This is a genomic window from Nocardia sp. NPDC058244, from assembly GCF_042882065.1.
Lineage (GTDB): Bacteria > Actinomycetota > Actinomycetes > Mycobacteriales > Mycobacteriaceae > Nocardia.
Genome location: NZ_JBHVWX010000010.1, coordinates 153255 through 178537 on the forward strand (window position 1 = coordinate 153255; position 25283 = coordinate 178537).

Annotated in this window: 21 protein-coding genes and 1 pseudogene; 10 read left to right on the plus strand and 12 right to left on the minus strand. The window is 71.4% G+C overall.

Annotated elements, in window-relative coordinates:
• Positions 1 to 146: 146 nt before the first annotated feature.
• A complete protein-coding gene (locus tag ACFVW6_RS29290) occupies positions 147 to 722 on the minus strand; it encodes a TetR/AcrR family transcriptional regulator (protein WP_378830122.1) in 576 nt (191 codons plus the stop codon).
• Positions 723 to 819: 97 nt separating this feature from the next.
• Here ACFVW6_RS29290 and ACFVW6_RS29295 point away from each other — a divergent pair, with 97 nt between their 5' ends.
• The 3 genes from ACFVW6_RS29295 (at position 820) to ACFVW6_RS29305 (ending at position 5654) form a co-directional block, all read left to right on the plus strand.
• Positions 820 to 1785: a zinc-binding alcohol dehydrogenase family protein gene (locus tag ACFVW6_RS29295; RefSeq protein ID WP_378830121.1), complete on the plus strand. Its 966-nt coding sequence runs from the start codon at positions 820 to 822 to the stop codon at positions 1783 to 1785.
• A 113-nt stretch (positions 1786 to 1898) separates the two neighbouring features.
• The gene (locus ACFVW6_RS29300) at positions 1899 to 3086 is read left to right on the plus strand and encodes a serpin family protein (protein ID WP_378830119.1); all 1188 of its coding nucleotides are present in this window, start codon (positions 1899 to 1901) and stop codon (positions 3084 to 3086) included.
• A gap of 114 nt (positions 3087 to 3200) precedes the next feature.
• On the plus strand, positions 3201 to 5654 hold the full coding sequence (locus tag ACFVW6_RS29305) for an NERD domain-containing protein (RefSeq protein WP_378830118.1): 2454 nt from the start codon (positions 3201 to 3203) through the stop codon (positions 5652 to 5654).
• 139 nt (positions 5655 to 5793) lie between these two features.
• On the opposite strand, the gene ACFVW6_RS29310 is transcribed toward ACFVW6_RS29305, so the two are convergent.
• The 5 genes from ACFVW6_RS29310 to ACFVW6_RS29330 form a co-directional block, all read right to left on the minus strand.
• Complete coding sequence (locus ACFVW6_RS29310) at positions 5794 to 6711, minus strand: hypothetical protein (protein WP_378830117.1); 918 nt, start codon at positions 6709 to 6711, stop codon at positions 5794 to 5796.
• 158 nt (positions 6712 to 6869) lie between these two features.
• Positions 6870 to 7136, minus strand: coding sequence for a YciI family protein (locus ACFVW6_RS29315; protein WP_357345053.1), 267 nt, complete (start codon positions 7134 to 7136; stop codon positions 6870 to 6872).
• The gene (gene nusB / locus ACFVW6_RS29320; RefSeq protein WP_355281420.1) at positions 7133 to 7648 is read right to left on the minus strand and encodes a transcription antitermination factor NusB; all 516 of its coding nucleotides are present in this window, start codon (positions 7646 to 7648) and stop codon (positions 7133 to 7135) included. The genes ACFVW6_RS29315 and nusB overlap by 4 nt, the downstream gene beginning before the upstream one ends.
• A 2-nt stretch (positions 7649 to 7650) precedes the next feature.
• Complete coding sequence (gene efp / locus ACFVW6_RS29325) at positions 7651 to 8214, minus strand: elongation factor P (RefSeq protein WP_355281422.1); 564 nt, start codon at positions 8212 to 8214, stop codon at positions 7651 to 7653.
• A gap of 48 nt (positions 8215 to 8262) precedes the next feature.
• The gene (locus tag ACFVW6_RS29330) at positions 8263 to 9384 is read right to left on the minus strand and encodes a M24 family metallopeptidase (RefSeq protein WP_378830116.1); all 1122 of its coding nucleotides are present in this window, start codon (positions 9382 to 9384) and stop codon (positions 8263 to 8265) included.
• Between the two features lie 176 nt (positions 9385 to 9560).
• Between ACFVW6_RS29330 and ACFVW6_RS29335 the strand changes: the two genes are divergently transcribed.
• From ACFVW6_RS29335 to aroB, 4 genes and pseudogenes are all read left to right on the plus strand, one after another.
• Positions 9561 to 10025 carry a prepilin peptidase gene (locus ACFVW6_RS29335; RefSeq protein WP_378830114.1) on the plus strand — a complete coding sequence of 155 codons (465 nt, stop codon included), beginning with the start codon at positions 9561 to 9563 and terminating at the stop codon, positions 10023 to 10025.
• 188 nt (positions 10026 to 10213) lie between these two features.
• Positions 10214 to 11422 carry a chorismate synthase gene (gene aroC, locus ACFVW6_RS29340; protein ID WP_378830112.1) on the plus strand — a complete coding sequence of 403 codons (1209 nt, stop codon included), beginning with the start codon at positions 10214 to 10216 and terminating at the stop codon, positions 11420 to 11422.
• 671 nt (positions 11423 to 12093) lie between these two features.
• Positions 12094 to 12600: pseudogene (locus ACFVW6_RS29345) on the plus strand (shikimate kinase); the annotation flags it as partial.
• A 587-nt stretch (positions 12601 to 13187) separates the two neighbouring features.
• Positions 13188 to 14303 (plus strand): 3-dehydroquinate synthase, encoded by a 1116-nt coding sequence (aroB, locus tag ACFVW6_RS29350; protein WP_378830111.1) that lies wholly within the window; start codon positions 13188 to 13190, stop codon positions 14301 to 14303.
• A gap of 51 nt (positions 14304 to 14354) precedes the next feature.
• Here aroB and ACFVW6_RS29355 read toward each other — a convergent pair whose 3' ends face one another.
• The 5 genes from ACFVW6_RS29355 to alaS all read right to left on the minus strand — a co-directional run bounded on the left by ACFVW6_RS29355 (position 14355) and on the right by alaS (position 20771).
• Entirely contained in the window at positions 14355 to 14807 is a 453-nt protein-coding gene (locus ACFVW6_RS29355) for a B-4DMT family transporter (RefSeq protein ID WP_355281430.1), read from the minus strand.
• A gap of 376 nt (positions 14808 to 15183) precedes the next feature.
• The gene (locus ACFVW6_RS29360; RefSeq protein ID WP_355281432.1) at positions 15184 to 16008 is read right to left on the minus strand and encodes a shikimate dehydrogenase; all 825 of its coding nucleotides are present in this window, start codon (positions 16006 to 16008) and stop codon (positions 15184 to 15186) included.
• On the minus strand, positions 16001 to 17548 hold the full coding sequence (gene mltG / locus ACFVW6_RS29365) for an endolytic transglycosylase MltG (protein ID WP_378830109.1): 1548 nt from the start codon (positions 17546 to 17548) through the stop codon (positions 16001 to 16003). Before mltG ends, ACFVW6_RS29360 begins: the two co-directional genes overlap by 8 nt.
• On the minus strand, positions 17545 to 18108 hold the full coding sequence (gene ruvX / locus ACFVW6_RS29370; protein ID WP_355281438.1) for a Holliday junction resolvase RuvX: 564 nt from the start codon (positions 18106 to 18108) through the stop codon (positions 17545 to 17547). The genes mltG and ruvX overlap by 4 nt, the downstream gene beginning before the upstream one ends.
• Positions 18108 to 20771 carry an alanine--tRNA ligase gene (gene alaS, locus ACFVW6_RS29375; protein ID WP_378830107.1) on the minus strand — a complete coding sequence of 888 codons (2664 nt, stop codon included), beginning with the start codon at positions 20769 to 20771 and terminating at the stop codon, positions 18108 to 18110. Before alaS ends, ruvX begins: the two co-directional genes overlap by 1 nt.
• A 70-nt stretch (positions 20772 to 20841) precedes the next feature.
• On the opposite strand from alaS, the gene ACFVW6_RS29380 reads away from it, so the two are divergent.
• Complete coding sequence (locus ACFVW6_RS29380) at positions 20842 to 21564, plus strand: helix-turn-helix transcriptional regulator (protein ID WP_378830106.1); 723 nt, start codon at positions 20842 to 20844, stop codon at positions 21562 to 21564.
• 52 nt (positions 21565 to 21616) lie between these two features.
• Positions 21617 to 22015 carry a hypothetical protein gene (locus ACFVW6_RS29385; protein ID WP_378830105.1) on the plus strand — a complete coding sequence of 133 codons (399 nt, stop codon included), beginning with the start codon at positions 21617 to 21619 and terminating at the stop codon, positions 22013 to 22015.
• Positions 22016 to 22086: 71 nt separating this feature from the next.
• Here the strand turns inward: ACFVW6_RS29385 and ACFVW6_RS29390 are convergent, their stop codons facing one another.
• Positions 22087 to 23463, minus strand: coding sequence for a replication-associated recombination protein A (locus tag ACFVW6_RS29390; protein ID WP_378830500.1), 1377 nt, complete (start codon positions 23461 to 23463; stop codon positions 22087 to 22089).
• An 86-nt stretch (positions 23464 to 23549) separates the two neighbouring features.
• On the opposite strand from ACFVW6_RS29390, the gene ACFVW6_RS29395 reads away from it, so the two are divergent.
• Positions 23550 to 25226 (plus strand): alkaline phosphatase D family protein, encoded by a 1677-nt coding sequence (locus ACFVW6_RS29395; RefSeq protein ID WP_378830104.1) that lies wholly within the window; start codon positions 23550 to 23552, stop codon positions 25224 to 25226.
• Positions 25227 to 25283 lie beyond the last annotated feature (57 nt).

The following is a 25283-nucleotide window of genomic DNA, read 5'->3' on the forward strand; positions in this document are numbered from 1 at the left end:
CGGAGTTCCACGACTCCGCGCAGACCGCCCCGGCCCGGCTGCCGCACGATCCTCGCGATCGGGCATCACTCGGCGGTCCGGCTGACTGCCGAGCAGTTCACCCACCGGCCAGCCCTGGGCTCCGTCACCGACTGCGCCGCAGCCGGTCACGGCACGGTCAGCACCGAGTGCACGAGTTCCCGCACGCCCGCGCGCAAGCGGTCGACCTCACCGGCCCTGGCCAGCTGCTGCGCGAGTTCCCCGCCGAGCGTCGACAGCAGCAGCGCGCCGACCGTCTCCGCGTCGATATCCGGGCGCACCTCGTGCAACAGCGTGGTGATGTGCTCGGCCCAGAAGGCATGGAATTCCGCGCTGCGGGGGTGCGGCGGCATGGCCTGGTAGGCGGCGATCAGTTCGACGTCGGCGGTGACCATGGTCGTCATCGCGTCGAAGAAGGCCAGTAGCCGGTCGGTCGCCGGGGCGCCGGGACCCAGCGGCGGCGGTCCGCTCGTCACCGCCGCCATCAACGTGATCGCCCCCTCGGCCACCAGCTCGTACAGCAGCCCGGCGCGGCTGCCGAAGCGGTGGAAGATGGTCCCTTTGCCGACGCCGGCGGCGGCGGCGACCCGGTCCATGGTCACCCCGGCCGCGCCGTGTTCGGCCAGCAGCGCGGCGGTGGCGTCGAGGATCGCTCGACGGTTGCGCGCGGCGTCGGCGCGTTCGGTGGGGCGTGGGCCTGTCATCGCATCGCTTCCTCGGCATCGGCCGATCCGTTGACAAGTTGACTGCCGGTCCATATCGTTCGAATATCTGGACCGGCAGTCAACTTATGGAGTTCTGATGCAGGCAATCGTAATGACCGAGACCGGCGCCCCCGAGGTGCTGGTGCCGCGCGCGGTCGACGCACCGCGACCGGGCGACGGGCAGGTCCTCGTCCGCGCCGAGGCGATCCCGGTGCTCTACCCGGAGACCAAGGTGCGAGCGGGTGAGTTCCCGGTCCCCGTCGCGCTGCCCGCGGTGTTCGGGTTCCAGGCGGCGGGCACCGTGACCGAGCTCGGCACCGGTGTGGACCCGGCGCTGCTCGGCGCCCGGGTCGTCGCCGCCACCAGCGGCGTCGGCGCCTACGCCGAACTCGTGGTGGCCGAGGCGGATTCGCTGACCGTCATCCCCGACGGCCTGCGCACCGACCTCGCCGCCGCCACCCAGATGCCCGGCTCGGTCGCCCTGGCCCTGGTCGCGACCGCGGCGCTCGCGCCGGGCGAGACAGTCCTGGTCGAAGCGGCCGCCACCGGCGTCGGCAGTGCGCTCACCCAGCTGTGCGCGGCGCGCGGGGTGCGGGTGATCGCCACCGCCGGCGGTGCCGAGAAGGCCCGGCTGGCCCGCGAGCACGGCGCCGCCGAGGTCGTCGACCACACCGCGCCCGACTGGGCCGATCAGCTCCGCGACCTGCTGGCGGGTGGCACCGTCGATGTCGTCTTCGACTCCATCGGCGGCGATTCCGTGACGCCGCTGCTCGACCTGATCACCCCGCGCACCGGCCGCGTCCTCAGCTACGGCTGGCTGGCCGGCGTCCCCACCCAGCTCACCGCCGTCGACCTGATCCTGCGCGGCCTCACCCTCACCGGCTGCGCGGGCCCCGCCTGGCTCGGCGAGGTGGCCCACCGACGGGCGGACGCCCTCGACGCCGCCGCGCGGGGCCAGCTGACCGTCGGCATCGACTCCGTCCTGCCGCTGACCGCGGCCGCCGACGCCCACCGCAAACTCGAGGAGCGGAGCGCCCTGGGCACAGTCCTGTTGCGGCCGTAGTCCCGTCGGCCCGCGACCGCCGCGCAGTGCGAGCTCTCGAAATCGGCCTCCGGGGCGGGCGATGAGGAGGGAGCCGGAGCCGGAGATCGGGCACTGGCCGTAGGATTCGGGGCATGGGGAGTCGAGTGGCGTTGCCTGTCCGTTCGTCGAATGCGCTGACCGCGCGATGGACCGCGACCTTCGCCGACGACGACGCCGTGGTGTCGGGGGCGGGCGCGTGGGTATTGCTGGCCTTGCTGGCGGGGGCTGCCCAAGGGGCGGCTCGGGCGGAATTGGCGGCGGCGGTGGAGGTTCCGGCCGAGTCGGCGCATCAGGCCGGGCTGGATCTGCTGCGCTCGCTCGACTCCTCGGCCGACGTGGCGCTGGCGACCGGCGCCTGGGTGCGGCCGGGGATCGCGCTGCGGGACGAGTGGGTCCGCAGCATGCCCGCGGGCTCGGCGGGAACCCTGGTGGATCAGGCCGCGCTCGATGCCTGGGCGAGCGAGCGCACCGGCGGATTGATCGAGACGTTCCCGGTCACCGTCGACGCCTCGACGGTGCTCGCGCTGGCCACCGCGCTCGTCGCCCGGACCCGCTGGGTGACGCCGTTCCAGCTGATCCGCTGGACACCGGAATCCGGACCCTGGCAGGGACATCAGGGACCGGGCTTGTACCGCACCGGGCACGCCGACGGCAGCATCTCGGTCCTCGGCACCGACGTGACCAGGGTGATCGTCACCGGCACCGGTGAACTCGACGTGCACCTGCTGATCGGTGCCGACGGGCCACGGCAGGCGTTGGCCGCCGGGCTGGCCGCGCTCGACGGCGCGATACCCGACGCGGTCGCGCCCACCGCCGACACGACAGCCCCGTGCCTGACGGTGCTGCGGCGCAAGATCTTCGGCGCGGGCGGTGACCGCGTCCAGGTGCAACTCCCGCCGTTCGAGGTTCGCGGCGCGCACGACCTCACCCGCCATGCCGCCCTGTTCGGCCTCGGCGCCGCGGGCAACGCGGAGTCCGGGCACTTCCCCGGGATCTCCGACACTCCGCTGGCGGTGAGCGCCGCCGGGCAGCACGTGATGGCCCGATTCGACGCCGAGGGGTTCGAGGCCGCCGCTGTCACCGCCGTGGCGATGCGCATGGGCAGCGTCCCCCAGGAGCAGTGGTCGACGATCACCGCCGTCCGCATCGACCGGCCGTTCGGCTTCCTCGCGGTACACCGGCCGACGGGAACGGCCGTTGTCGCAGGTCAGGTGACCCGGCCGCCGCTGGAATGGGCGACCTCGTCCCCGTCTCGCCACACCCAGGGCGGCGCCCGGTGAGAGCGGTAATCGCCATTGCCGATTCTGTTGTTCGGCAACAGGATTCGGTTTCGATGTCGCTGACGGAGGTCGTATCCTGGTAGGGGTCCGCAATCGGTTGCTCAGGGGGTCGTGGTGATCGTCGTTGTCGCGGACGAAACCGAACTCGAAGGCGCAGAAGAGGTCGTCGCGGCGGCGATCCGGGAATGGGCCGCGTCCGAGGTAGGGGGCGTGGCGATCTTCCGCTGCCATGTGCCGGAGAGCCGGGGCGGATCGGTCGAGGTCGACGCGCTGGTGTGTACGCCGCAGGGCGCCACCGTGGTGGAGGTGAAGGGGTTCACCGCACGCCAGGACGGTGTGCTCGCCACCCCGCCCAACGGCCCCTGGACGGTCGACGGCGCGGAGGCCGCCCTCTATCACGCGGTGCGGGTGCCCAATCCGTTCGTCCAGGTGCGCAGGCAGGTCTTCGCCGCCAAGAACCTGCTGCAGCAGTCCGGGATCTTCGGCTGGGTGAACGCCGTGGTCGCGCTGGTCCCCCAGCCCGGCGCGCGGATCACCCTCGAGGAGGCCCGCATCGCCGACGGATACCGGGCGGTGCTGGTCGAACGTGACGATTCCTCGTCTCTGCGTGACTACTTCCACGCCGAGACCGGGCGCACGGTCCGGCTCAACGTCAACGATGTGCGCCGCGTCTTCGCGGCCCTGAATCTCAGCCACCTGCTGCCGTCCCGGGTCGCGTTGGCGGACCAGGGTTTTCCGGCACGGCTGGAACCGTCGACCTCGACCAGGACCGCACCGGCCGCCGCCGGACTCGGGCAGGCCGAGGAGGGCGAGACGGCCCCCGGCCGTGGCGCCTCCCGGGTGGGCACCCGAGTGGCGCAGGCGAGCACACCCGGGTTCCTCGCCGCGATCGATCGGCTCACACATCGGTCACGGACCTCCGCCGACACCGAGGAATCAGGTCCGGCGGCGCGGGAATCCGCCGACCAGGCGCCGAGCACCGCCTCCGCGCCCTCGGACGGCACTGCGACGCACAGCGAGGAGTCGAACGGTGCTGTCGCGCCGTTGGCGGGATTGGTGAGTATGGCTGCCACAGAAGACGACTCGCAGACCGCGTCGACGCCGAGAACCGAGGTCTCGGCGCAGCTTCCCGAGGACACCCCGGGTGAGCCCGAGCAGACCGCGTCCCCCGAAGCCGATCTCGCCGCGCACGCGGCAGATACCGTCCCTGCCCCCGACACGGAACCCGCGCAAGCGACACCGTCCGCACCCGGCTCCGGTACCGAGACCGCATCTCCGGACGACAACGGGCACGCTGTCGAGAACGCGGAGGAGCCCACCGACGACGAGGTCGTGGCCGAGGTCGATGGACCGGACGGCTTCACGGACCAACCGGACACCGGGGTCGAGGTTTCCGGCAGCGCGGAAGACGGATCTCCTCCGTCACCCGACGAAACAGCCACTGCCCCTGCGGAGCCGGACGAATCCGTCACCGGTACGGACGTCACCGCAGCGACACCCGTCTCCGGCGAGGACGCGGGAGCGGCTGTGTCGCTGGTGAAGTCGACCGATGACCGGTCCGCCGAGTCTCCCCTGGCTTCACCGAGTGCCGCCCCGAGCAGCTTCGCCGCACCGGGCGATGGCCTCGATGCCGAGGTCCCGCACGAAGTCGAGCCGACGATGGCAGATGACGATGACTGGCCCGAGGACGAGGATCCGGACGATCCGGCGTACGCGGCACCCGGATACGCCGTCGCGGCCGGGGCCGCCACCGCCTGGTCGGCGTCATCGGGCAGCCCCGATTCCGCCCACCACGGCGGCGCCGAGCGATTCGACGACACCGAGCACTGGAGCGACTGGGTCGATCAGGATCGGACCCCGGCCCGCCCGGCCGCCACGAACCGGCCGCGGGAGCAGGTCTCGGGCAGGTCCGGCGGGCCGTCACTGCTCGAGCGATGGCGCAACACGCCGGTGCGCGAGCGCCGCCCGCGCGAGCGACGCAGGCTGCGGATCGGGCCCGGCATCGGACTGCTGTTGTTCATCGCCCTGTTCGGGGCGGGCTTCTTCGCCATCACCGCCGTGCAGGCGAGCCGGTTCGAGATGGCGGACTACGACCGGATGTGCGAGGACCGCAAGCCGTTCCCGAACGCGGCGGAGTACCAGCGCGACGGCGCACGGCCGACCTATCTGTCGGGCGACCTGGCCACCATGGTCGCGACGAACAGCTCACCCGCCTGGCATCCGACCGATCCGGCCATGGTCCAGCTCATCGCCTGTATGCGCCAGACCAGCCTGGGCGACCTGGTCCAGACCTGCCAGCTCCCCGCGGCGCCGGGCTCCCCCATCGGCCGCACGGTCAACCTGTTCCGGGCGACCTACGAGATCACCGTCTACGAACTGCGCACCGGGCGGGAGGCCGGACGCGCGATCATGGTCGGCGAACGCTACTCGGCCGACCCCGCCAACACCGACCCCGATCGGTGCCGCGCTGTCGCCGACGCGCCCGATGTCCTCGGCCGCAGACTGGGCCAGCCCTCGACCGCGCAGGTCACCGGCTTCCTCGCGCCCCTGGTGCACGCCGACCGCTGAACCGGCTTGACCTCGAGCGCACTCGAGGTAGCAAGATCACCGATGTGCCCCGCGCACACCCGACACCGCGCCACCCAGCGTCGGTCGCGCCTCCGCCGGTTTCCCGTACACCCACCGGCGGAGGCCGTCGGGATCCGGCTCAGGCCACCGCCGCCTGCGCCGCGGGCTGGTCGCCGTCGGATTCCTGTGCCCTGGTCAGCTTGGCCTGCGCGCGCCGCAGATCCTCGGCGATGATCTGCAGGGCGGGCGGCGCGGCGAGCCCACGCGCGCGGATCAGGTCACCCACGGTGACGAGCCGGCTCAGCGACGCCGCGACATAGCCCTGCAGGACCGCGATGCGGTCGGCGGGCACCGCCTGGATCGACTTGCTCACCAGCGATTCCAGGTCGCGTTGCGCCTTGAGGGTGTCGGAGGTGAGCACCGCGAACAGCCCCCACAGATCGTCGATCGGTTCGCCGGCGACCTGCGCGCGCAGCGCCTCGTAGGTCTCGTTGCGCCGCGCCGAGGCCTCCATGACATCGCGCAGCGCGTCGGTGAGGTGCGACCTGGTCGCCTCCGGAATGCGGTACACCTGCGTGGTTTCGGTGGTGCCGATCCGGTCGGCGACCCGGCTGACGATGGCCAGCGCGTCGTCGAGATCGGTCAGCGCCACCCGCAGCAGCGGCGCCGTCGCGTGGAATCGCGGCTCCATCGCCTGCAGATCGTAGAACTCGTTGATCCGCTTGCTCGCCACCGCGATATCGCGGCTGAGCAGCGCGACGTTCTCGTGCAACCCCATCGCGTGCAGCCGCTGATCGACCGCGGAATCCAAGGCGGCCAGCACATTCGGATCCCGCGGTTCGTGGATGTGGTGCACCGCGGAGGCGATCCCCGACCGGGAGAACGCCTTGGTGAAGAAGATCGTGCTGATCGACAGCGAGAGGCCGAGCACGAAATCCGGCTGCACCTTGAAGATCTCGCGCACACTGCCCCGCGCCATGATCAGGATCGCGAAGACGACCGCCAGACCGAGTGCGGCCCAGAGCAATTGCGCCCGGGTCATGTGCCGGCTGCTCAACGATGGATGCTCACTCACGGTCTCCCCCAGCCCGCCGATCCGACGGCGTTCGATGCTGGTTGCATTCTCCTGCACGCCATCGTGATCCGCATCGGAAGTGGCCCGGAAACGGCGACAGCCGCGCATCCGGGCAGGATGCGCGGCTGTCGCGGAAGGTCTCACGCCGAGACGGCGATCTCCCATTCGTAGATCGTCAGTTCCGACGCTCCGGTGGTGTGCACCGGATCGGCGTGCGCGATAGCCGTTGCGGCGTCCAGGCTTTCGGCCAGGACGACGTAGGCGCCGCCGGTGCCGTCGGTGAACCGGCCACTCTCCTGCAGCTGCCCCTTGGCGAGCAGTTCCTGCAGGAACGCGCGGTGCGGTTCGACCACGGACTGGTCGAACGCGGGGGTGCGCATGACCATGACGAGGTATTTGTTCGTCACGACCGGTCCTCCGGCGCGGGACGCGCGGCCCTGGTGGCGGCCGCGGCGGCACGCACCTGCGGCGCGACCTGCACGACCTGCCCCAGCACACCGTTCACGAACGACGGCGAGTCGTCGGTGGACAGTTCCTTGGCCAGCTCGACGGCCTCGTCGACCGCGACCACCGGGGGGACGTCGGTGGCGTGGAACAGCTCCCACACCGCGATCCGCAGGATTGCCCGGTCGACGGCGGGCAGGCGCGACAGCGTCCAGTCCTGCAGGTAGCCCTCGATGGTGCCGTCGACCCGGTCCAGGTCGTCGGCGACGCCCTCGACCAGGACCGAGGTGTAGGCGTGCACGGGAGCCACGCTCTGGTCACGAGTCGCCAGGTCGGCGCGTTCGGAGAGCAGGTCGGAGACGTCGACGTCGCGCGCCTCCGCCTCGAACAGCAGGTCCACGGCCCGGCGGCGCGCCTTGTGGCGTGCGCCGAGCTTCTTGAACGAGCCCTTTTTGTCTGCCGGGGAGTCCGTCACGATCAGGCGTTGACGCGGCCGAGGTAGTTGCCGTCGCGCGAGTCGATCTTCAGCTTGTCGCCGGTGTTGATGAACAGCGGGACCTGCACCTCGGCGCCGGTTTCCAGGGTGGCGGGCTTGGTGCCACCGGTGGAGCGGTCACCCTGCAGGCCGATGTCGGTGTGCTGCACGACCAGCTCGATGGTGACGGGGAGCTCGACGAACAGCGGCGCGTCCTCGTGTACGGCCACCTGCACGCCCATGTTCTCCAGCAGGAAGCGCGCACCCTGACCGATGGTGGCCTCCGGGATGGAGATCTGGTCGTAGGTGTCACCGTCCATGAAGATGTAGTCGGTGCCGTCGTGGTACAGGTAGGTCATGTCGCGACGGTCGACGGTCGCGGTCTCGACCTTGACGCCCGCGTTGAAGGTCTTGTCGACGACCTTGCCGGACACGACGTTCTTCAGCTTGGTCCGCACGAACGCGGGGCCCTTACCCGGCTTGACGTGCTGGAACTCGACGATCTGCTGGAGCTGACCGTCGATTTTCAGCACAAGGCCGTTCTTGAAGTCGCTGGTGTCCGCCACTGTCCTCGGATCTCCTCGTTCGTTTACTGCGGTCTCTGGGGACCGGCGTCACTCGACGACGGTCAGGTCCTTGCTGGTGAGGGTGAGCAGGTCCGGGCCCGCCTCGCGTACCACGAGCGTGTCCTCGATCCGGACCCCGCCGCGGCCGGGAAGATACACACCAGGTTCGACGGTCACCGCCACGCCAGCAAGTAGTGTACCGGTACTCGTTTTCGCCACTCCGGGCGCTTCGTGGATCTGCAACCCGACCCCGTGCCCGAGGCCGTGCACGAACTGCGGACCGTAGCCCGCCTCCTCGATGACGACCCGGGCGGCGGCATCGACCTCGGCGGTCCCTGCGCCCGGTTTCAGCGCCTCGCGCCCGGCCCGCTGAGAACGGGCCACCAGTTCGTAGATCTCGCGCTGCCAGTCCTCGGGCCTGCCGAGGACGAGGGTGCGGGTCATATCGGAGTGGTAGCCGTCGACGACCGCGCCGAAGTCGAGTTTGACGAAGTCGCCGGTGGTCAGGACCGCGCCGGTCGGGCGGTGATGCGGCACGGCGGAGTTCACGCCGGTGGCGACGATCGTCTCGAACGAGATCGCTTCGGCGCCGTGCTCGAACATCGCCCACTCCAGGTCGCGGGCGACCTGGCGTTCGGTGCGGCCCGGCCGGATCAGGCCGCGGTCGAGCAGGTCGGCCAGGCCCGCGTCGGCGGCCGCGCAGGCCGCGCGCAGCTGGGCGATCTCGTAGTCGTCCTTGACCATGCGCAGCTGCTCGACCAGCCCGTTGGTCGGTACCAGCTGCAGTCCGGTGCGCAAGGACTGGAACGAGGTGTGCTCGGCGACGGTGACCACGTGGCTCTCGAAGCCGATCCGGCCCAGCTGCCATTCGCCGGCCAGCTCGATGATCCGCCGCGCGGTGGCCCGGGAGATCTCGGCGCTCAGATCGGGGACCTGCACGGCCACCTGCGCGGAATAGCGGCCGTCGGTGCCGATGACGGTGCGGTCCTCGGCACCGCGCATATCCCAGGAGTGCACCAGGAGCACGGCATTGGATCCGGTGAACCCGGTCAGGTAGCGGATATTGACCAGATCGGTGACCAGCAGCGCGTCGACGCCGTTCTCCACCAGCAGGCTCCGCAGAGCACCACGCCGTGCCGCGTGATCGGGACGCGGGGTATCAGCACACATGGGTCAACGCTACCGCTCGACGACCGACACGTCGGCACCGAACTCGGCACTTTTCCCGGCGTCGGCGCGTCCACCGCGCGCCCGACTGGACACCGCGTTGTCCACATCGCGCGGAGTTGTCCACATTCGCCGATCGGGCCTCGCCGGGGCGCGCACCGCCGCGCACGATCGAACGCATGACCACTGCCGCGTTCTGCCTGCTCATCGCCTGGTGCTTGCTGCTGGGTGTCCTCGATATCCACGCCCGCCGGCTCCCCAACGCCCTCACCGGCGTCGGCGCGGCGGCGGTGTTCCTCTACGCGGGGTACACCGGGAACCTGGCGACGGCGCTCATCGGGGCCGCGCTGCTGACCATGCCGTATCTGGTGATCCATCTGCTCTCCCCGGCCGCGCTCGGCGCCGGTGACGTGAAGCTGGCGGTGGGTCTCGGGGCCGCCGCCGCGCTCGCGGGACCGCCCGCGTGGGTGTGGGCGGCGATCGCCGCGCCCGCGCTCACGGCGGCGATCGCGGTGGGCATGCTCGGTGGGCACCGGCTGCGCGCGGCACTGGGTCGCGGCACGGGCGGATCGCGGTCGCGGCGACCGGTGCCGCACGGTCCGGCCATGTGCCTGGCCACCGTCACCGCGATGGCGCTGGCATGACCGGCAGCGCGACGCGCCGGGCCGATCACACACCTGGCGCCGGTACCCCGATACCGGTCGGGACCGGGTCGGTGCAGCACGATCGGGGCGGTGGCCGCCACCGCGCGGCCCGGCGCGGCGGCGACGTGCCGCTCATCACGTCGGCCCACGTGCCCGACCACGCGCGGCGACATGGGAAGATGGTCGGCGTGTTGCGCTGGATAACTGCCGGAGAATCCCATGGTCCCGCTCTCGTCGCCCTCCTGGAAGGGATGGTCGCCGGAGTCGAGGTGACATCGGACGACGTCTCCGCACAGCTCGCGCGCCGTCGGCTCGGTTACGGGCGCGGCGCCCGGATGAAGTTCGAGGCCGACAAGGTCACCCTGGTCGGTGGCGTGCGCCACGGCCGGACCATGGGTGGTCCTGTCGCGATCGAGGTCGCCAATTCCGAGTGGCCCAAGTGGACCGAGGTGATGTCGGCCGACCCGGTCGACGAGGAGGCGCTCGCCGGGATGGCGCGCAACGCGCCGCTGACCCGTCCGCGTCCCGGTCACGCCGACTACTCCGGCATGCTCAAGTACAACTTCGAGGACGCGCGTCCGGTGCTCGAACGGGCCAGTGCCCGCGAGACCGCGGCCCGCGTCGCGGCGGGCACGGTCGCCCGCAACTTCCTGCGTCAGGCCTTCGGTGTCGAGGTCATCTCGCACGTGGTGTCGATCGGCACCGCGGCCAACACCACCGGTGTCACCCCCGGTGCGCACGATCTCGACGCCATCGACGCCAGCCCGGTCCGCGCGTTCGACGCCGAGGCCGAGGCGGCGATGATCGCCGAGATCGAGGCGGCCAAGAAGGACGGCGACACGCTCGGCGGCGTCGTCGAGGTGATCGTCGACGGTCTGCCGATCGGGCTCGGCTCGTTCATCAGCGGCGAGCAGCGGCTGGACTCGCGGCTGGCCGCCGCTCTCATGGGCATCCAGGCGATCAAGGGTGTCGAGGTGGGCGACGGTTTCGAGACCGCGCGCAGGCGCGGCAGCCAGGCCCACGACGAGATGCGTCCCGGCCCCGACGGTGTGCTGCGCTCGACCAACCGCGCTGGCGGTCTCGAAGGCGGCATGACCAACGGTGAGGCGCTGCGGGTGCGCGCCGCGATGAAGCCGATCTCGACCGTGCCGCGCGCGCTGTCGACCGTCGACATGTCCACCGGTGAGGAAGCCGTCGCCATCCACCAGCGCTCGGATGTGTGCGCGGTGCCCGCGGCCGCCGTGGTCGCGGAGTCGATGGTCGCGCTCGTGCTGGCGCAGGCGGCGCTGGAGAAGTTCGGTGGCGACTCGCTGACCGAGACCCTCGACAACATCACCAGCTACATCAAGCGGATCGGCAACCGCCCGCACGTGCCCGCGGACAGCCGCACGCCGTGACCGGGCAGGGACAGGAGGGGGCCGCGGAGGACAACGACGCGGGTCCCCCATCGACTGTCGGCACGAACGATCGCGCCGACCGAGTAGGCAACACCGTCAACGCGACCGACACCACTGGCACCGCTGGCGCGACCGACGCTGCTGAAGCGACTAGCGCTGCTGGCGCAACTGGCGCTGTCGACGCGACCGGCTCGGCTGGCACTGCTGACGCGACCAGCACTGCCGACACGACTGGCGCTGTCGACGCGACCGGCTCGGCTGGCACTGCTGACGCGACCAGCACTGCCGACACGACTGGCGCCGCTGACACGACCGGCCCCGCTGGCACTGCTGACGCGACCAGCACTGCCGACACGACTGGCGCCGCTGACACTGCTGCTAGCGCTGCCGACGCGACTGGCGCTGCTGGCGCTGCTGGCGCTGCTGGCGCTGCTGGCGCTGCTGGCGCTGCTGGCGCTGCTGGCGAGACCAGTACCAGTGCCGCCAACTCGAACAGTGACGCCGACACATCCAGCGACCCCGCCGCTTCCTGTACCGCGGATGCGACCGCTGACGTCGAGTTGGCCGAGACCGCTGGCATACCCGGTGACGCCGAGCCGACCGAGACCACTGACGCGACTGGCGACGCGACCGGGACCGCCGAGCAGACCGGTACTGCCGATGTCGAGGCGGTGGCCGAACCTCGTGCGCGTGTGGTCCTGGTCGGGCCGCCGGGGTCGGGGAAGTCGACGATCGGGCGCAAGCTCGCGCGGGAGCTCGGGGTCGAGTTGTACGACACCGATGCCGGGATCGAGGCCGACACCGGGCGTGGGATTCCGGAGATCTTCGCGACCGATGGCGAGCCGGAGTTCCGCCGGATCGAGGAACTGGTGGTGCGCCGGGCGGTGCTCGAGCACGATGGCGTCGTCTCCCTCGGTGGCGGGTCGGTGCTGTCGGCACGGACTCGCGAGGTGTTGCGTTCCGCGACCGTGGTCTACCTGGAAATCAGTGTGGCCGAAGGACTTCGGCGTACCGGCTCCAGCAATGCGCGACCGCTGCTCAACGGCACCGATCCCGGTGCCAAGTACCGGGAGCTGATGCGGATCCGGCGCCCGCTCTACCGCGAGGTCGCCACGGTGCGCGTGCGGACCGACGGGCGCAGCCCGGGCCGGGTGGTGCGGATGATCCTCACCAAACTCGGCTTGGAATCGGTGCGCACCGACCTCGACACCGAGCGCGCCACCGGCGGATCCGGTACCGCCGCTTCGGGTTCGGCCACCAGCAGGCCCGGGATCGGCAGCAACCGGTCCAGGGCGCGACGCCGCGCCAGGGCGCGCGCCGCGGCCGCGCGCCGGGCGACCGAGCAGGCCACGATCGACCGGACCGGTTCGGCGGCAACGCGTTCCGGCTCCGAGCCGGCACCCGGTGGTGACGCGGGCACACCGCAGGGCGAGGCGCGCACGACCGGTGCCCGCCGGTCCCGGCGCACCAGGTCCCGGCGCGGCGGGGTCCGTATCCGCTCGGCGGGCGCGAACCGCGAGGCCGATGCCAGGTCGACCCGCGCGCCCGGCGGGGAACCCGCGGCCCAGTCCGGTGCGACGTCACCGGATCGCCCGGCGGGTCAGCGCACCGGCACTCCGGCGCCGACCGGGCAGCGGTCCGGAGCGGGCCAGCCCGGCGACGCGGACCGCGCGACCGCCCAGGGCGAGCGCACCCGGCGCAACCGGCCGCGCCGACGCGGCGGCCGGCGCAAGACCAACGACCAGAAAGAATCGGAGCAGCGCACGTGACAGAGCCGACCACCATCCAGGTCCGCACCGCCGACCCGTACCCGGTGATCATCGGACGCGGGCTGCTCGGCGATCTCGTCGAGGCGGTCAGCGCGGGCAACGCCGTGCGGACCGTGGCGATCTTCCATCAGCCGCCACTGGCCGAGACCGCCGAGGTCGTGCGGAAAGCGCTGGCCGACACCGGGATCGACGCGCACCGCATCGAGATCCCCGACGCCGAGGACGGCAAGGACCTGGCCGTGGCCGGGTTCTGCTGGGAAGTGCTCGGCCGGATCGGGCTCACCCGCAACGACGCCATCGTGAGCCTCGGCGGTGGCGCGGCCACCGACCTGGCCGGCTTCGTCGCCGCCACCTGGATGCGCGGGGTGCGCATCGTGCACGTGCCGACCACGCTGCTGGCGATGGTCGACGCCGCGGTCGGCGGCAAGACCGGCATCAACACCGAGGCGGGCAAGAACCTCGTCGGCAGCTTCCATGAGCCGAGCGCCGTGCTGGTCGACCTCGCCACCCTGGAGACGGTGCCGCGCAACGAGATCGTCGCGGGCATGGCCGAGATCATCAAGGCCGGTTTCATCGCCGATCCGGTGATCCTGGATCTCATCGAGGCCGACCCGGAGGCCGCGCTCGATCCCACCGGCGACGTGCTGCCGGAGCTGATCCGGCGCGCCATCCAGGTCAAGGCCGATGTCGTGGCGGCCGACCTCAAGGAGTCGAGCCTGCGGGAGATCCTCAACTACGGCCACACGCTGGGCCACGCCGTGGAGCGCCGCGAACGCTACCGCTGGCGCCACGGCGCCGCCGTCTCCGTCGGCCTGGTGTTCGCGGCCGAGCTGGGCAGGCTGGCCGGCCGTCTCGACGACGCCACCGCCGACCGGCACCGCTCCATCCTGGAGAGCGTCGGACTGCCGGTCAGCTACGACGGTGACGCGCTCCCGCAGCTGATGGACGCCATGCAGACCGACAAGAAGACCCGCTCGGGCGTGCTGCGGTTCGTGGTGCTCGACGGGCTGGCCAAGCCGGGCCGGCTCGAGGGTCCGGATCCGTCGCTGCTGGCGGCGGCCTACTCGGCGATCGCGCGTGAGGCCTCCACCGGCGGCCCGATTCTGCTCTGACACGGCACTGTGCCCGGCGAGAGGTCCTCGCCGGGCACAGTAACGGTGGACTCAGACGACCGGCGCGAACTCCGGCTGGGTCTGGGGAGCGGTGGCGGTGGATTCGGGGGTGCGCCGCGCCCGTCGACGACCGAGGGCGACGCCCGCCATCGCGGGCAGGAACACCAGCAGCAGGATGAACGACGCCGCCGAGGTCAGCTCGAACAGCGCACCGGCTTCGCCGAGTTCGATGCCAGGCACCTGATCGAGGACCAGGCACACGGCCCCGCTCGCGAGGCCGGCGACGGCCCCGGCCGCCAGCCAGCGCACGGTGAGATCGGTGGCGGCGCCCGCCTGGCCGTCGCGCATTCCCCAGGCGACCACGACACCCACGATCACGGCGAGGCAGGCCACCCGCCAGATCGTGCCGTAGGTCGGCGCGAACGCCATCGCGACGGCGAGCAGCAACCGTAAGCCGACGACCAGCGCGCCCAGGACAGTGGCTCGTAACACCCAAGCGGTCATGAGCAACACCTTAACCGGAAAAAACTAGAACAGGTATCAATTCCACCGGATCGGGCGATTCCCGGAGGCGCCGGGACGGTCAGTTCGACGGCACCCAGAGGTCGTACCTGCCGCTACCGTCGGTCCGCGCTTCACAACGCGCCCGATCACTCCACAGCGGCGCGTCCTTCAGACAGCTCGCCAGCGAGACGTTCGATGCCGACGCCACGCAGGTGAACCCCCAGGACGGTTGCGGCGAGGCACAACCCCCTTGCGCCGAGGCCGGACCCCCGACAACGATCGCCGAGGCGACAACCGACAGCACCATGACCACGATTCGACCGAACACAGCCAATCCCTCCCCTAGATTGCGTTGGGCACCAGGGTAATACGGCGCTCAGGCCGACGGAAGGGTCTCGTCGAGCGCGGCCGCCATCGCGGCGCGCGGTGCGGGCTGCCCGGTGAACAGCTCGACCTGACCGTAGGCCTGGTTGAGCAGCATCTGCAGACCGCTGACGACGGTGTGCCCGGCCGCGGCCACGGCCGCGGCCAGCGGGGTCGGCCACGGGTTGTAGATCGCGTCGAGCACCACCGGGGCCGCCGCCACCCGGTCCGCGACCGCGGCGGCCGCGTCCGCGGGAATGGTGCTGACCACCGCGCCCGCCGTCGCGCAGACGGTGGCCAGGGCGTCGGCCTCGAAGTCGATCGTGGACACGGCCAGCCCCAGGCGTTCGGCGAGCTCCAGCGCGTCGCGGGCCCGTCCGGCGTCGCGCGCGACGACCGTCACCGATTCCGCGCCCAGTTCCGCCAGCGCCAGCAGGGCGGGCCGGGCGGTGCCACCCGCACCGAGCACCACGCCCTCGCGCACCCGGTCGACGCCGCCACCGCGCAGCGCGCCGAGCACACCGTCCACATCGGTGCAGTCGGCCAGCCAACCCGCCTCGGTGCGCACCAGCGTGTTCGCCGAGCCGACCAGGACCGCCCGGTCGGTGCGCGTGTCGGCGTGGGCGAGCGCGGCTTCCTTGCCCGGCATCGTCACCGAGAGCCCGACCCATTCCGGTCCGAGCCCGTCGACCAGACCCGGCAGCTGCTCGGCCGAGCACTCGACCCGCTCGTAGGTCCAGTCCAGCCCGAGCGCCCGGTAGGCGGCCAGGTGCAGCTGCGGCGACCGCGAGTGCGCGATCGGCTTGCCGAGCACCGCCGCCTTGCGCGGCTCAGCCACCGTAGGGCTTGGAGCTGTCGAGGATGCCGCTGCGTTGCGCCTGGGCGACCAGCCGCAGGTGTTCGGAGTAGCTCTCGGTGAACAGGGTGGTGCCCTCCTTGTCGACGGTGACGAAGTACAGCCACGCCCCCGGCTCCGGATTCTCCATGGCCCGCAACGCGTCCAGCGACGGGGCCGAGATCGGCGTGACGGGCAGGCCACGCATCGCGTAGGTGTTCCAGGCGGTTTCCCTGGCCCGGTCGGCGTTGGTGGTCGCCACCTCGGTGGTGTCCAGGGTGTAGTTGACCGTCGAGTCGAACTGCAGCATCTGGTCGGCCTTGAGCCGGTTCACGATCACCCTCGCCACTTTGCTCATGTCCTGCGGCTTCGCCTCGCGCTCCACCAGCGACGCGGACACCAGGGTCTGGTACGGCGTCAGGCCCGTGGTGGCGCCGGACTGCAGCAGCCCGGTCGACTCGTAGCGCTCCACACTCGAGGTCACCAGCTGCCGCAGGATCTGCTGCGGGGTTCCGCTGGGATCGAAATCCCAGGTGCCCGCCGCGATCAGGCCCTCCAGCTGCCGGGACCGGTCCGGGGATTCCCGCACGCCCTTCATCGCCCAGTCGGGCACGCCGAGGGCAGCCAGGTCGGTGCTCGCGCCCGCCGCGTCGAGTTGTTCGTAGGTGACGCACTTCTGCTCGGCGCCGATGCAGCTGGCCTGGGCGACCTTGCGGTAGATGCCGTCGTAGCGGCCACCGGTGTTCGCGTCGTGCTTGTCGTGCAGCAGCCGTCCCTCGGAGACGGTGACGTTGCCGACGCGCGACTTCCCACCGACCAGGGTGGAGACGGCGGTGGCCGCCGGGCTGTTCACCCCGATCGCGTAGTACCCGGGCTGCACGTTGTTCATCCCCGAATTGCGCACGGCCGCTTCGTAGAAGGCTTCCCGGCTGGCGACCACTCCGCGCTCGTGCATGGCGCCGGCGATCTGCGACGCGGTGTCACCGGGATGCACCTGGACCACGACCAGGGCACCGGGCGGACCGGCGAAGTCCTCGGCGGGGGCGAACCGGCTCATCAGCTTGTAGCCGGCGAATCCGGCCGCGGAGACGATGAGCACGGCCAGCAGGGCGCCGACCACCCAGAGGTTGCGGCGGCGCCGTTTGCGCTCGGCGGCCTTACGCGAGGCGATCCGCGACCGCTTACGGCCCGACGCCGCCTTGCCGCGGCCACCGGGCTGCTTGTCGCGACCGGACGGCGGCTTAGCGCGGCCACGCTCGGCCTCGGGCCGTCCACCCGCGGCGCGGCCCGCCGGAGCGGCCCGCTGACCGACCCGGCGCGGCGGAGCCACCGGCTCGGGTTCGGGCTCGTCGTCGTAGTGCTCGTCCTCGTAGCGCGGGATGACGTTGGTGTCGTCATCGTCGTCCCAGCCCGCGGGACCGGCCTGCTGCGGCTCCTCGCGCGCCTCCCGGGCATCCAGACCCCAGTCGTCGCGGCGGGGATAGCGCCGATCAGCTTCCCGCGCCCGGTAGCGTTCCTCGGCCCTGGCCCATCGGTCGGTCATGCATCGTCTCCGACCACGCTCGCGTCTGCTGCGTCCTTCAACACCGAACTCCGCTCGTCCAACCATCCTTGCAGAATCGACACGGCTGCCGCCTGATCGATCACCTGCCGCTGGCCACGTGCGCGAACTCCGCTGTCGCGCAGCGCACGTGCAGCAGACACCGTAGTCAAACGTTCGTCGGAAAGGCGTATCGGAATCGGGTCGATCACCCGGCGCAACTCCCGGGCAAACCGACGCGCGATCCCCGCCGCCGTGCCGTTTTCACCGCGCAGGGTACGCGGCAGCCCGATGATCACCTCGACGGCTTCGTACTCCCGCACAATGTCGGCAATTCTCGCGATGTCGGCGGGCGGACCCGCCGCGCGCCCGCCGGACTTCGACGGCTTGGCGCGCGGCACGGTCTCCACCGGAGTGGCGAGAATTCCGTCTGGGTCGCTCGACGCGACCCCGATCCGGACGCTGCCGACATCGATCGCGATCCGGCGGCCCCGGCCGGGGTCGGTCGCCGGATCCGGTCGGTCGGCCGGTTCCTGGTCGGCTGGACCTGCGGTCGGTGGCATCAGCCGGCGAGTTCGGCCACCCGGGCACGGACCGCGGCCAGACCGGCCGGGATACCCGACGGATCCGAACCGGAGCCCTGCGCCATCTCCGGCTTGCCGCCGCCCCGGCCGGCGATGCTCGGGCCGAAGCTGGCCACCAGGTCACCCGCCTTGAAGCCGAGATCCTGGGCGGCCTTGTTGACCGTCACCACGAACGGCGCCTTGCCGTCGGTGTTGCCGAGCAGCACGACCACCGCGGCGTCGCTACCGAAGCGGCCGCGGATATCGGTGGCCAGGGTGCGCAGATCGCCCGCGGCGACGCCCTCGGGCGCGGCGGCCGCGACCAGCAGCACCGAGCCGATCCGCTCGGCCTGCTCGACGAACGTGCCCGCCGAGGACAGCACCGCGGCGATCTTGGTGCGCTCGAGTTCCTTCTCGGCCACCTTGAGCCGCTCCACGAGCTGCTCGACGCGACCGGGCACCTCGTCCGACGGCACCTTCAGCGAGGACGCGACACCGGCCAGCAGCGCGCGCTCCTTGGCCAGGTACTTGTAGGAGTCCAGGCCGACGAACGCCTCGACGCGGCGCACGCCGGAACCGACCGAGGACTCACCGAGCACGGTGATCGGGCCGATCTGCGAGGAGTGCTCGACGTGCGTGCCACCGCACAGCTCCATCGAGAACGGGCCGCCGATCTCCACGACGCGCACCTCGTCGCCGTAGTTCTCGCCGAAGAGGGCCATCGCGCCCATCTCCTTGGCTTTGGGCAGGTCGGTGACGAAGGTGTTCACCGGGAAGTCGGCGCCGACCGCGTCGTTGGAGACGGCCTCGATGTCGGCCTTCTGCTGCTCCGACAGCGCGCCCTGCCAGTTGAAGTCGAACCGCAGGTAGCCGGGCTTGTTCAGCGAACCGGCCTGCACCGCGTTGGGGCCGAGCACCTGGCGCAGCGCGGCGTGCACCATGTGCGTGCCGGAGTGGCCCTGGGTGGCGCCCCGGCGCCAGGCCGGATCGGCCTGCGCGAGCACGACATCGCCCTCGGTGATCTGGCCCTGCTCGACGGTGGCCTTGTGCACCCACAGCTTCTTGGCGATCTTCTGCACGTCGTTGATGCGCAGTTTCAGGCCCGAGGCGGTGATGGTGCCACGGTCGGCGATCTGACCGCCGGACTCGGCGTACATCGGGCTGCGGTCGAGGATGACCTCGACATCGGACCCGGCCTGCGCGGCGGGCACCCGGACGCCGTCGGCGATCAGGGCCAGCACGTTCGCCTCGGAGGTGAGCTCGTCGAAGCCGGTGAACTCGGTGGCGCCGCGGTCGACCAGTTCCTTGTAGACGGTCAGGTCGGCGTGCGCGTGCTTGCGGGCCTGGGCGTCGTCCTTGGCGCGCTTGCGCTGCTCGGCCATGAGCGAGCGGAAGCCCTCCTCGTCCACCGACAGGCCCGCCTCGGCGGCCATCTCGAGGGTGAGGTCGATCGGGAAGCCGTAGGTGTCGTGCAGCGCGAACGCGTCCGACCCGGTGATCTGCTTGCCGCCCTTGGACTTCACCGCGGTCGCGGCGTTGTCGAAGAGGGTCTCGCCGGTGTTGAGGGTCTTCAGGAAGGCCGTCTCCTCGCCCACCGCGACGGTCTCGATGCGGCCGAAGTCGGTGGCCAGCTCCGGGTAGGACGGCGACATCAGGTCGGAGACGACCTTCATCAGCTCGCCCATCACCGGCTTCTCGGCGCCGAGCAGGCGGGCCGAGCGCACGATGCGGCGCAGCAGGCGGCGCAGCACGTAGCCGCGGCCGTCGTTGCCGGGGTTCACGCCGTCGGCGATGAGCATCGCGGCGGTGCGAGCGTGGTCGGCGATGACGCGGAAGCGCACATCGTCGGTGTGCTCGACGCCGTAGGAGCGGCCGGTGAGCTGCTCGGCCTTGTCGATGATCGGGCGCATCAGGTCGGTCTCGTAGACGTTGTCCACGCCTTGGAGCAGGAACGCCACGCGCTCGACGCCCATGCCGGTGTCGATGTTCTGCTTGGGCAGCGGGCCGAGGATCTCGAAGTTGTCCTTGCCGATGCCGGCGCCGCGCTCGTTCTGCATGAACACGAGATTCCAGATCTCGATGTAGCGGTCCTCATCGGCCTCGGGGCCGCCCTCGACGCCGTACTCGGGGCCGCGGTCGTAGTAGATCTCCGAGCACGGGCCACAGGGGCCGGGGATGCCCATCGACCAGTAGTTGTCGGCCATGCCGCGGCGCTGGATGCGGTCGGCGGGCACGCCCATCTCGAGCCACATCCGCTCGGCCTCGTCGTCGTCGAGGTAGACGGTGACCCACAGGCGCTCGGGGTCGAAGCCGTAGCCGCCGTCGGCGACGCTGCTGGTCAGCAGCGTCCAGGCCAGGGTGATGGCCTCGCGCTTGAAGTAGTCGCCGAAGCTGAAATTGCCCGCCATCTGGAAGAAGGTGTTGTGACGGGTGGTGATGCCGACGTTCTCGATGTCGAGGGTGCGCACGCACTTCTGCACGCTGGTCGCGGTGGCGTACGGCGGGGTCTGCTGACCGAGGAAGTACGGCACGAACTGGACCATGCCTGCGTTGACGAACAGCAGGTTGGGGTCGGCCAGGATCAGCGAGGCACTGGGCACCTCGGTGTGTCCGGCACGGACGAAATGGTCCAGGAAACGCCGTCTAATCTCGTGGGTCTGCACAGCTGTCCAGCTTACCGCCTGCATTCCGCGGGTTTGCGCCGGAGTCGGTGGTCTCGGCGACAATCCGGACGTGACCAAGACCGAGCGGCTCTACGCCCTCGCCGAAGAGCTGCGCGCCTACAGTCCGCGGCCGCGCACCGCACGTCAGCTGGCCGCCCGCTTCGAGGTGTCGACCCGCACGATCGAACGCGACCTGGCCGCGCTGCAACAGTCCGGGCTGCCGATCCGGACGGTGCCCGGCCGCGCGGGCGGCTACGCCCTCGACCGGCACCGCACCCTGGCGCCGGTCAGCCTGACCGCGGCGGAGGCGACCGCGCTGGCCGTCGCGCTGCCCCGGCTGGCGGGCACCCCGTTCGCGGCGGCCGCGCTGTCGGCGGTGCACAAGGTGGTGGCGGTGCTGCCCGAGCAGGACCGGCTGCGGGCGGCGGCGCTGGTCGACCGGGTGCGGTTCTTCCCGGTCGCGCCCGCGCCCGCCCTCTCCCCCGCGATGCTGGACGCCGTGGTCGGCCGACGCGTGCTGCGGCTCGACTACCTGGACCGGCTCGGGGTTCCCACCGAACGCGAGGTCGAGCCGCTGGCCTTCGTGGCGGGCAGCGAGCACTGGTTCCTCTACGCCTGGTGCCGGATGCGCTCGGGGCTGCGCGGATTCCGGCTCGATCGGGTGGTGCGCGCGCGGATGCTCGACGAGGCGGCGCCGGACCGCGGCATCGACCTGTCGACCGTTCCGACCGGCGACGGGCGGCTGATCGATGTGACGTCGATCACCGACACACCGTTGTCGCGGACGGACTGAAGTCTGGGAGGCACAGGCCGCCGCCGGGGCGGCCCTTCGCGAGGAGCAGCCCATGACCACCACCGCATCGACCACCGCCGACCGGCTCGCCGACCGCTGGACCGAGCTATGGAACACCGACCCGACCATCGCGCACGAGGTACTCACCGACGACTTCCGGATTCGGTTCGCCTCCCCCACCAGGGAAATCACCGACGACCTGCGCGGCCCCACCGACCTGGCCGACTTCGTCACCGGCTTCCGGGCGCAGCGGCCGGACGTGCGCTTCGTCGTCGACTCGGCCGCGAGCGGGGCGCTCGACGCCGAGGGCTCCGGGACCTTCGCGGTCCGGTGGCATTCCGAGCGATCGGGGAACCCCGAGCACGGCGGTATCGACCTGATGGAGGCCGTCGCGGGCAGGTTGCGCCGGATCTGGTCGGTCGGCGGGACGGCGCTGTTCGCCGTCGACTGAGGCGGCCGGGCGCGCCGGGTCAGCACGCGTCCGCCGGGTCGGCGCCGTTCGCCGTCGGCGGCTCCGCCGGGCTAGGTCCCCCGGACGATGCGGCGCAGCTTGGACACGCGGGGGCCCACCTCGCGCTCGAAGCCGTGATCGGTCGGCTCGTAGTAGTCGGTGCCGACCAGGTCGTCGGGTGGGTACTGCTGCGCGAGCACACCGTCGCGGGCGTCGTGCGGGAACTTGTAACCCTTGGCGTTGCCGAGCGCGGCGGCCCCGGCGTAGTGGCCGTCGCGCAGATGCGGGGGCACCGCACCCGCCTTGCCCGCGGCGATATCGGCCATGGCCGCGCCCAGCGCCGAGGTCACCGCGCCGGACTTGGGCGCGGTGGCGAGATGGATGGTGGCCTGGGCCAGGGCCAGTTTCGCCTCGGGCAGGCCGACCAGCTGCACCACCTGGGCGGCGGCGGTGGCGGTCTGCAGGGCCATCGGATCGGCCATCCCGATGTCCTCGCTGGCGTGGATCATCAGGCGGCGGGCGATGAAACGGGGGTCCTCACCCGCGGTGAGCATGCGCGCCAGATAGTGCAGGGCGGCGTCGACGTCGGAGCCGCGGATGGACTTGATGAAGGCGCTGATCACGTCGTAGTGCTGATCGCCCGCGCGGTCGTAGCGGACGGCGGCCTTGTCGACGCTGGCCTCCACCAGCGCCACGTCGACGACGCCGTCGAGCGACGATTCGGCCGAGGCCTCCAGCGCGGTCAGCGCGCGGCGCGCGTCACCGCCGGCGATCCGGACGATGTGGTCGAGCGCGTCTTCGGCGACGGTGTACTGCCCGTCGAGCCCGCGCGGGTCGGCGATCGCGCGGTCGAGCACTTGGCGGATGTCGTCGGGCGTGAGCGACTGCAACTGCAGCACCAGCGACCGCGAGAGCAGTGGCGACACCACCGAGAACGACGGGTTCTCGGTGGTCGCGCCGACGAGCAGCACGATCCGGTTCTCGACCGCGGCCAGCAGCGCGTCCTGCTGGGTCTTGGAGAAGCGGTGCACCTCGTCGATGAACAGGACGGTCTGTTCGCCCACCGTCAGCCTGCGCCGCGCCACGTCGATGACGGCCCGGACCTCTTTGACGCCCGCGGACAGCGCCGACAGCGCCTCGAAGCGGCGACCGGTGGCCTGGGACAACAGCGAGGCCAGGGTGGTCTTGCCGGTGCCCGGCGGGCCGTAGAGCAGGACCGAGGCCGCGCCGGAGCCCTCGACCAGGCGGCGCAGCGGTGAGCCCGGCCCGAGCAGGTGCTGCTGGCCGATCACCTCGTCGAGCGACAACGGCCGCATCCGGACCGCCAGTGGCGCACCGGAGTCGCGCCGGATCACCGCGTCGAGACCGTGCTCGGGCGCGGCGGGTTCTCCGGGCACGTCGAACAGGCTCTCGCTCACGTCTGGCAGGGTACCGAGGCGGTCGGACAGGTCCGAGGCGGCGGAGGCGACCCGACGCGAAATTGAACGATTGACCAACTTTACGAACAGGACTTGCGCGTCACCCCGTCGGTGGGATGAGATCGCTCCTCGTGGTCGAAAACAACGGCGTCATCACCTCCGCGACAGGGCAGTTCGCCCGGCGCACCCTGTTCACAGGCGGGACGGCGGCGGCCGCGGTGGTGGTACTGAGTACCGCGACGGCGCACGCGGCGGGCGCGGTGTTCCGCCACGGCGTCGCCTCCGGCGACCCGCTGCCCGGCGCGGTGATCCTGTGGACCCGGGTCAGCGTCGCCGACGACGCGGTCCCCGGCTCCGGCCTCGGCGCCCCCGCGACCGTCCGCTGGGAGATCTCCGCGAACGAGTCCTTCGCCGGCCTCGCCGCCTCGGGCACCGTGACCGCCACCGCCGACGCCGACCACACGGTCAAGGTCGACGCGACCGGCCTGGCACCGGCCACCGACTACTACTACCGCTTCACCGCCCTCGGCGAGACCTCGCCGGTCGGCCGCACCCGCACCGCGCCCGCGGCCGACAGCGAGGTCGACCGCCTGCGCCTCGGCCTGGTCTCCTGCTCCAACTGGGAAGCCGGCTGGTTCGGGTCCTATCGGCACCTGGCCGCCCGCACCGACCTCGACGCGGTCGTGCACCTGGGCGACTACATCTACGAGTACGCGCGCGGCAAGTACACCGGCCGCAACGGCGCGGTGCGCGCCCATGACCCGGTGAACGAGATCGTCAGCCTGGCCGACTACCGGACCCGGCACGGCCAGTACAAGACCGATCCCGATCTGCTGGCGCTGCACGCGTCGGTGCCGTTCATCTGCACCTGGGACGACCACGAGTCGGCCGACAACTCCTGGCGCGAGGGCTCGGAGAACCACGATCCCGCCGTGCACGGTCCGTGGAGCGCCCGCCGGGCCGCCTCCGCGCAGGCCTACCTGGAGTGGATGCCGGTGCGCGCCGCCCGTACCGGCACCGAGGTCCAGATCTATCGCCGGCTGCGATTCGGCACCCTGGCCGAGCTGTCGATGCTGGATCTGCGCAGCTACCGCGACCACGAGGCGGGCCCCGGCGCGGGCTGGCGGCAGGCCGACGACCCGGCCCGCACCATCACCGGCCGCGCCCAGATGGACTGGCTGACCGCGGGACTGAGCTCCTCACCCGCCCAGTGGAAGCTGATCGGCAACTCGGTGATGATCGCGCCGCTGGTGTTCCCGCCGCTCGAACCCGCCACCACCCAGGCGATCACCGAGGCGATCGGCGTGCCGCAGGGCGGCCTGACCGTCAACGGCGACCAGTGGGACGGTTACACCGCCGACCGGCGCACCCTGTTCCGCACCATCGCCGACAACTCCGTGGGCGATGTCGTGTTCCTCACCGGCGACATCCACACCTCCTGGGCCGCTGACCTGCCGCTCGACGCCGCGAACTACCCGGGTGGGCCGACCGTGGGCGCGGAGTTCGTCGTCCCCTCGGTCACCTCGTCCAGCGTCGGCGACATGCTGAAAGTGCCGAACCGGACCGTCTCGGTGCCCGCCGAGGAGGCCATCAAGGCGGCCAACCATCACCTGCGCTACACCGAGCTCGACTCGCACGGCTTCGGCGTGCTCGAGGTGACCCCCACGCAGACGCAGATGGACTGGTTCTACGTCCTCGATGTCACCGACCCCGCGACCGGCCTGCGGCACGGCGCCTCGTTCGCGGTCCCCACAGGGGGGCGGCTGGAACCCCGGGCCACTCCGGTGCACTGACCCGGAAATCGGCGCAGAATTCTTCGGACAGGCTGTCGATCGCGGCCTCGGTCGCTC

Excerpts from the sequence above, each read along its gene's own strand:
- ACFVW6_RS29300 (WP_378830119.1), top strand. The coding sequence starts at position 1,899 with ATGGGGAGTCGAGTGGCGTTGCCTGTCCGTTCGTCGAATGCGCTGACC.
- ACFVW6_RS29295 (WP_378830121.1), top strand. The coding sequence starts at position 820 with ATGCAGGCAATCGTAATGACCGAGACCGGCGCCCCCGAGGTGCTGGTG.
- ACFVW6_RS29335 (WP_378830114.1), top strand. The coding sequence starts at position 9,561 with ATGACCACTGCCGCGTTCTGCCTGCTCATCGCCTGGTGCTTGCTGCTG.
- ACFVW6_RS29385 (WP_378830105.1), top strand. The coding sequence starts at position 21,617 with ATGACCACCACCGCATCGACCACCGCCGACCGGCTCGCCGACCGCTGG.
- ACFVW6_RS29395 (WP_378830104.1), top strand. The coding sequence starts at position 23,550 with ATGAGATCGCTCCTCGTGGTCGAAAACAACGGCGTCATCACCTCCGCG.
- mltG (WP_378830109.1), bottom strand. The coding sequence starts at position 17,548 with ATGACCGACCGATGGGCCAGGGCCGAGGAACGCTACCGGGCGCGGGAA.
- ACFVW6_RS29355 (WP_355281430.1), bottom strand. The coding sequence starts at position 14,807 with ATGACCGCTTGGGTGTTACGAGCCACTGTCCTGGGCGCGCTGGTCGTC.
- ruvX (WP_355281438.1), bottom strand. The coding sequence starts at position 18,108 with ATGCCACCGACCGCAGGTCCAGCCGACCAGGAACCGGCCGACCGACCG.
- ACFVW6_RS29290 (WP_378830122.1), bottom strand. The coding sequence starts at position 722 with ATGACAGGCCCACGCCCCACCGAACGCGCCGACGCCGCGCGCAACCGT.
- ACFVW6_RS29330 (WP_378830116.1), bottom strand. The coding sequence starts at position 9,384 with ATGTGTGCTGATACCCCGCGTCCCGATCACGCGGCACGGCGTGGTGCT.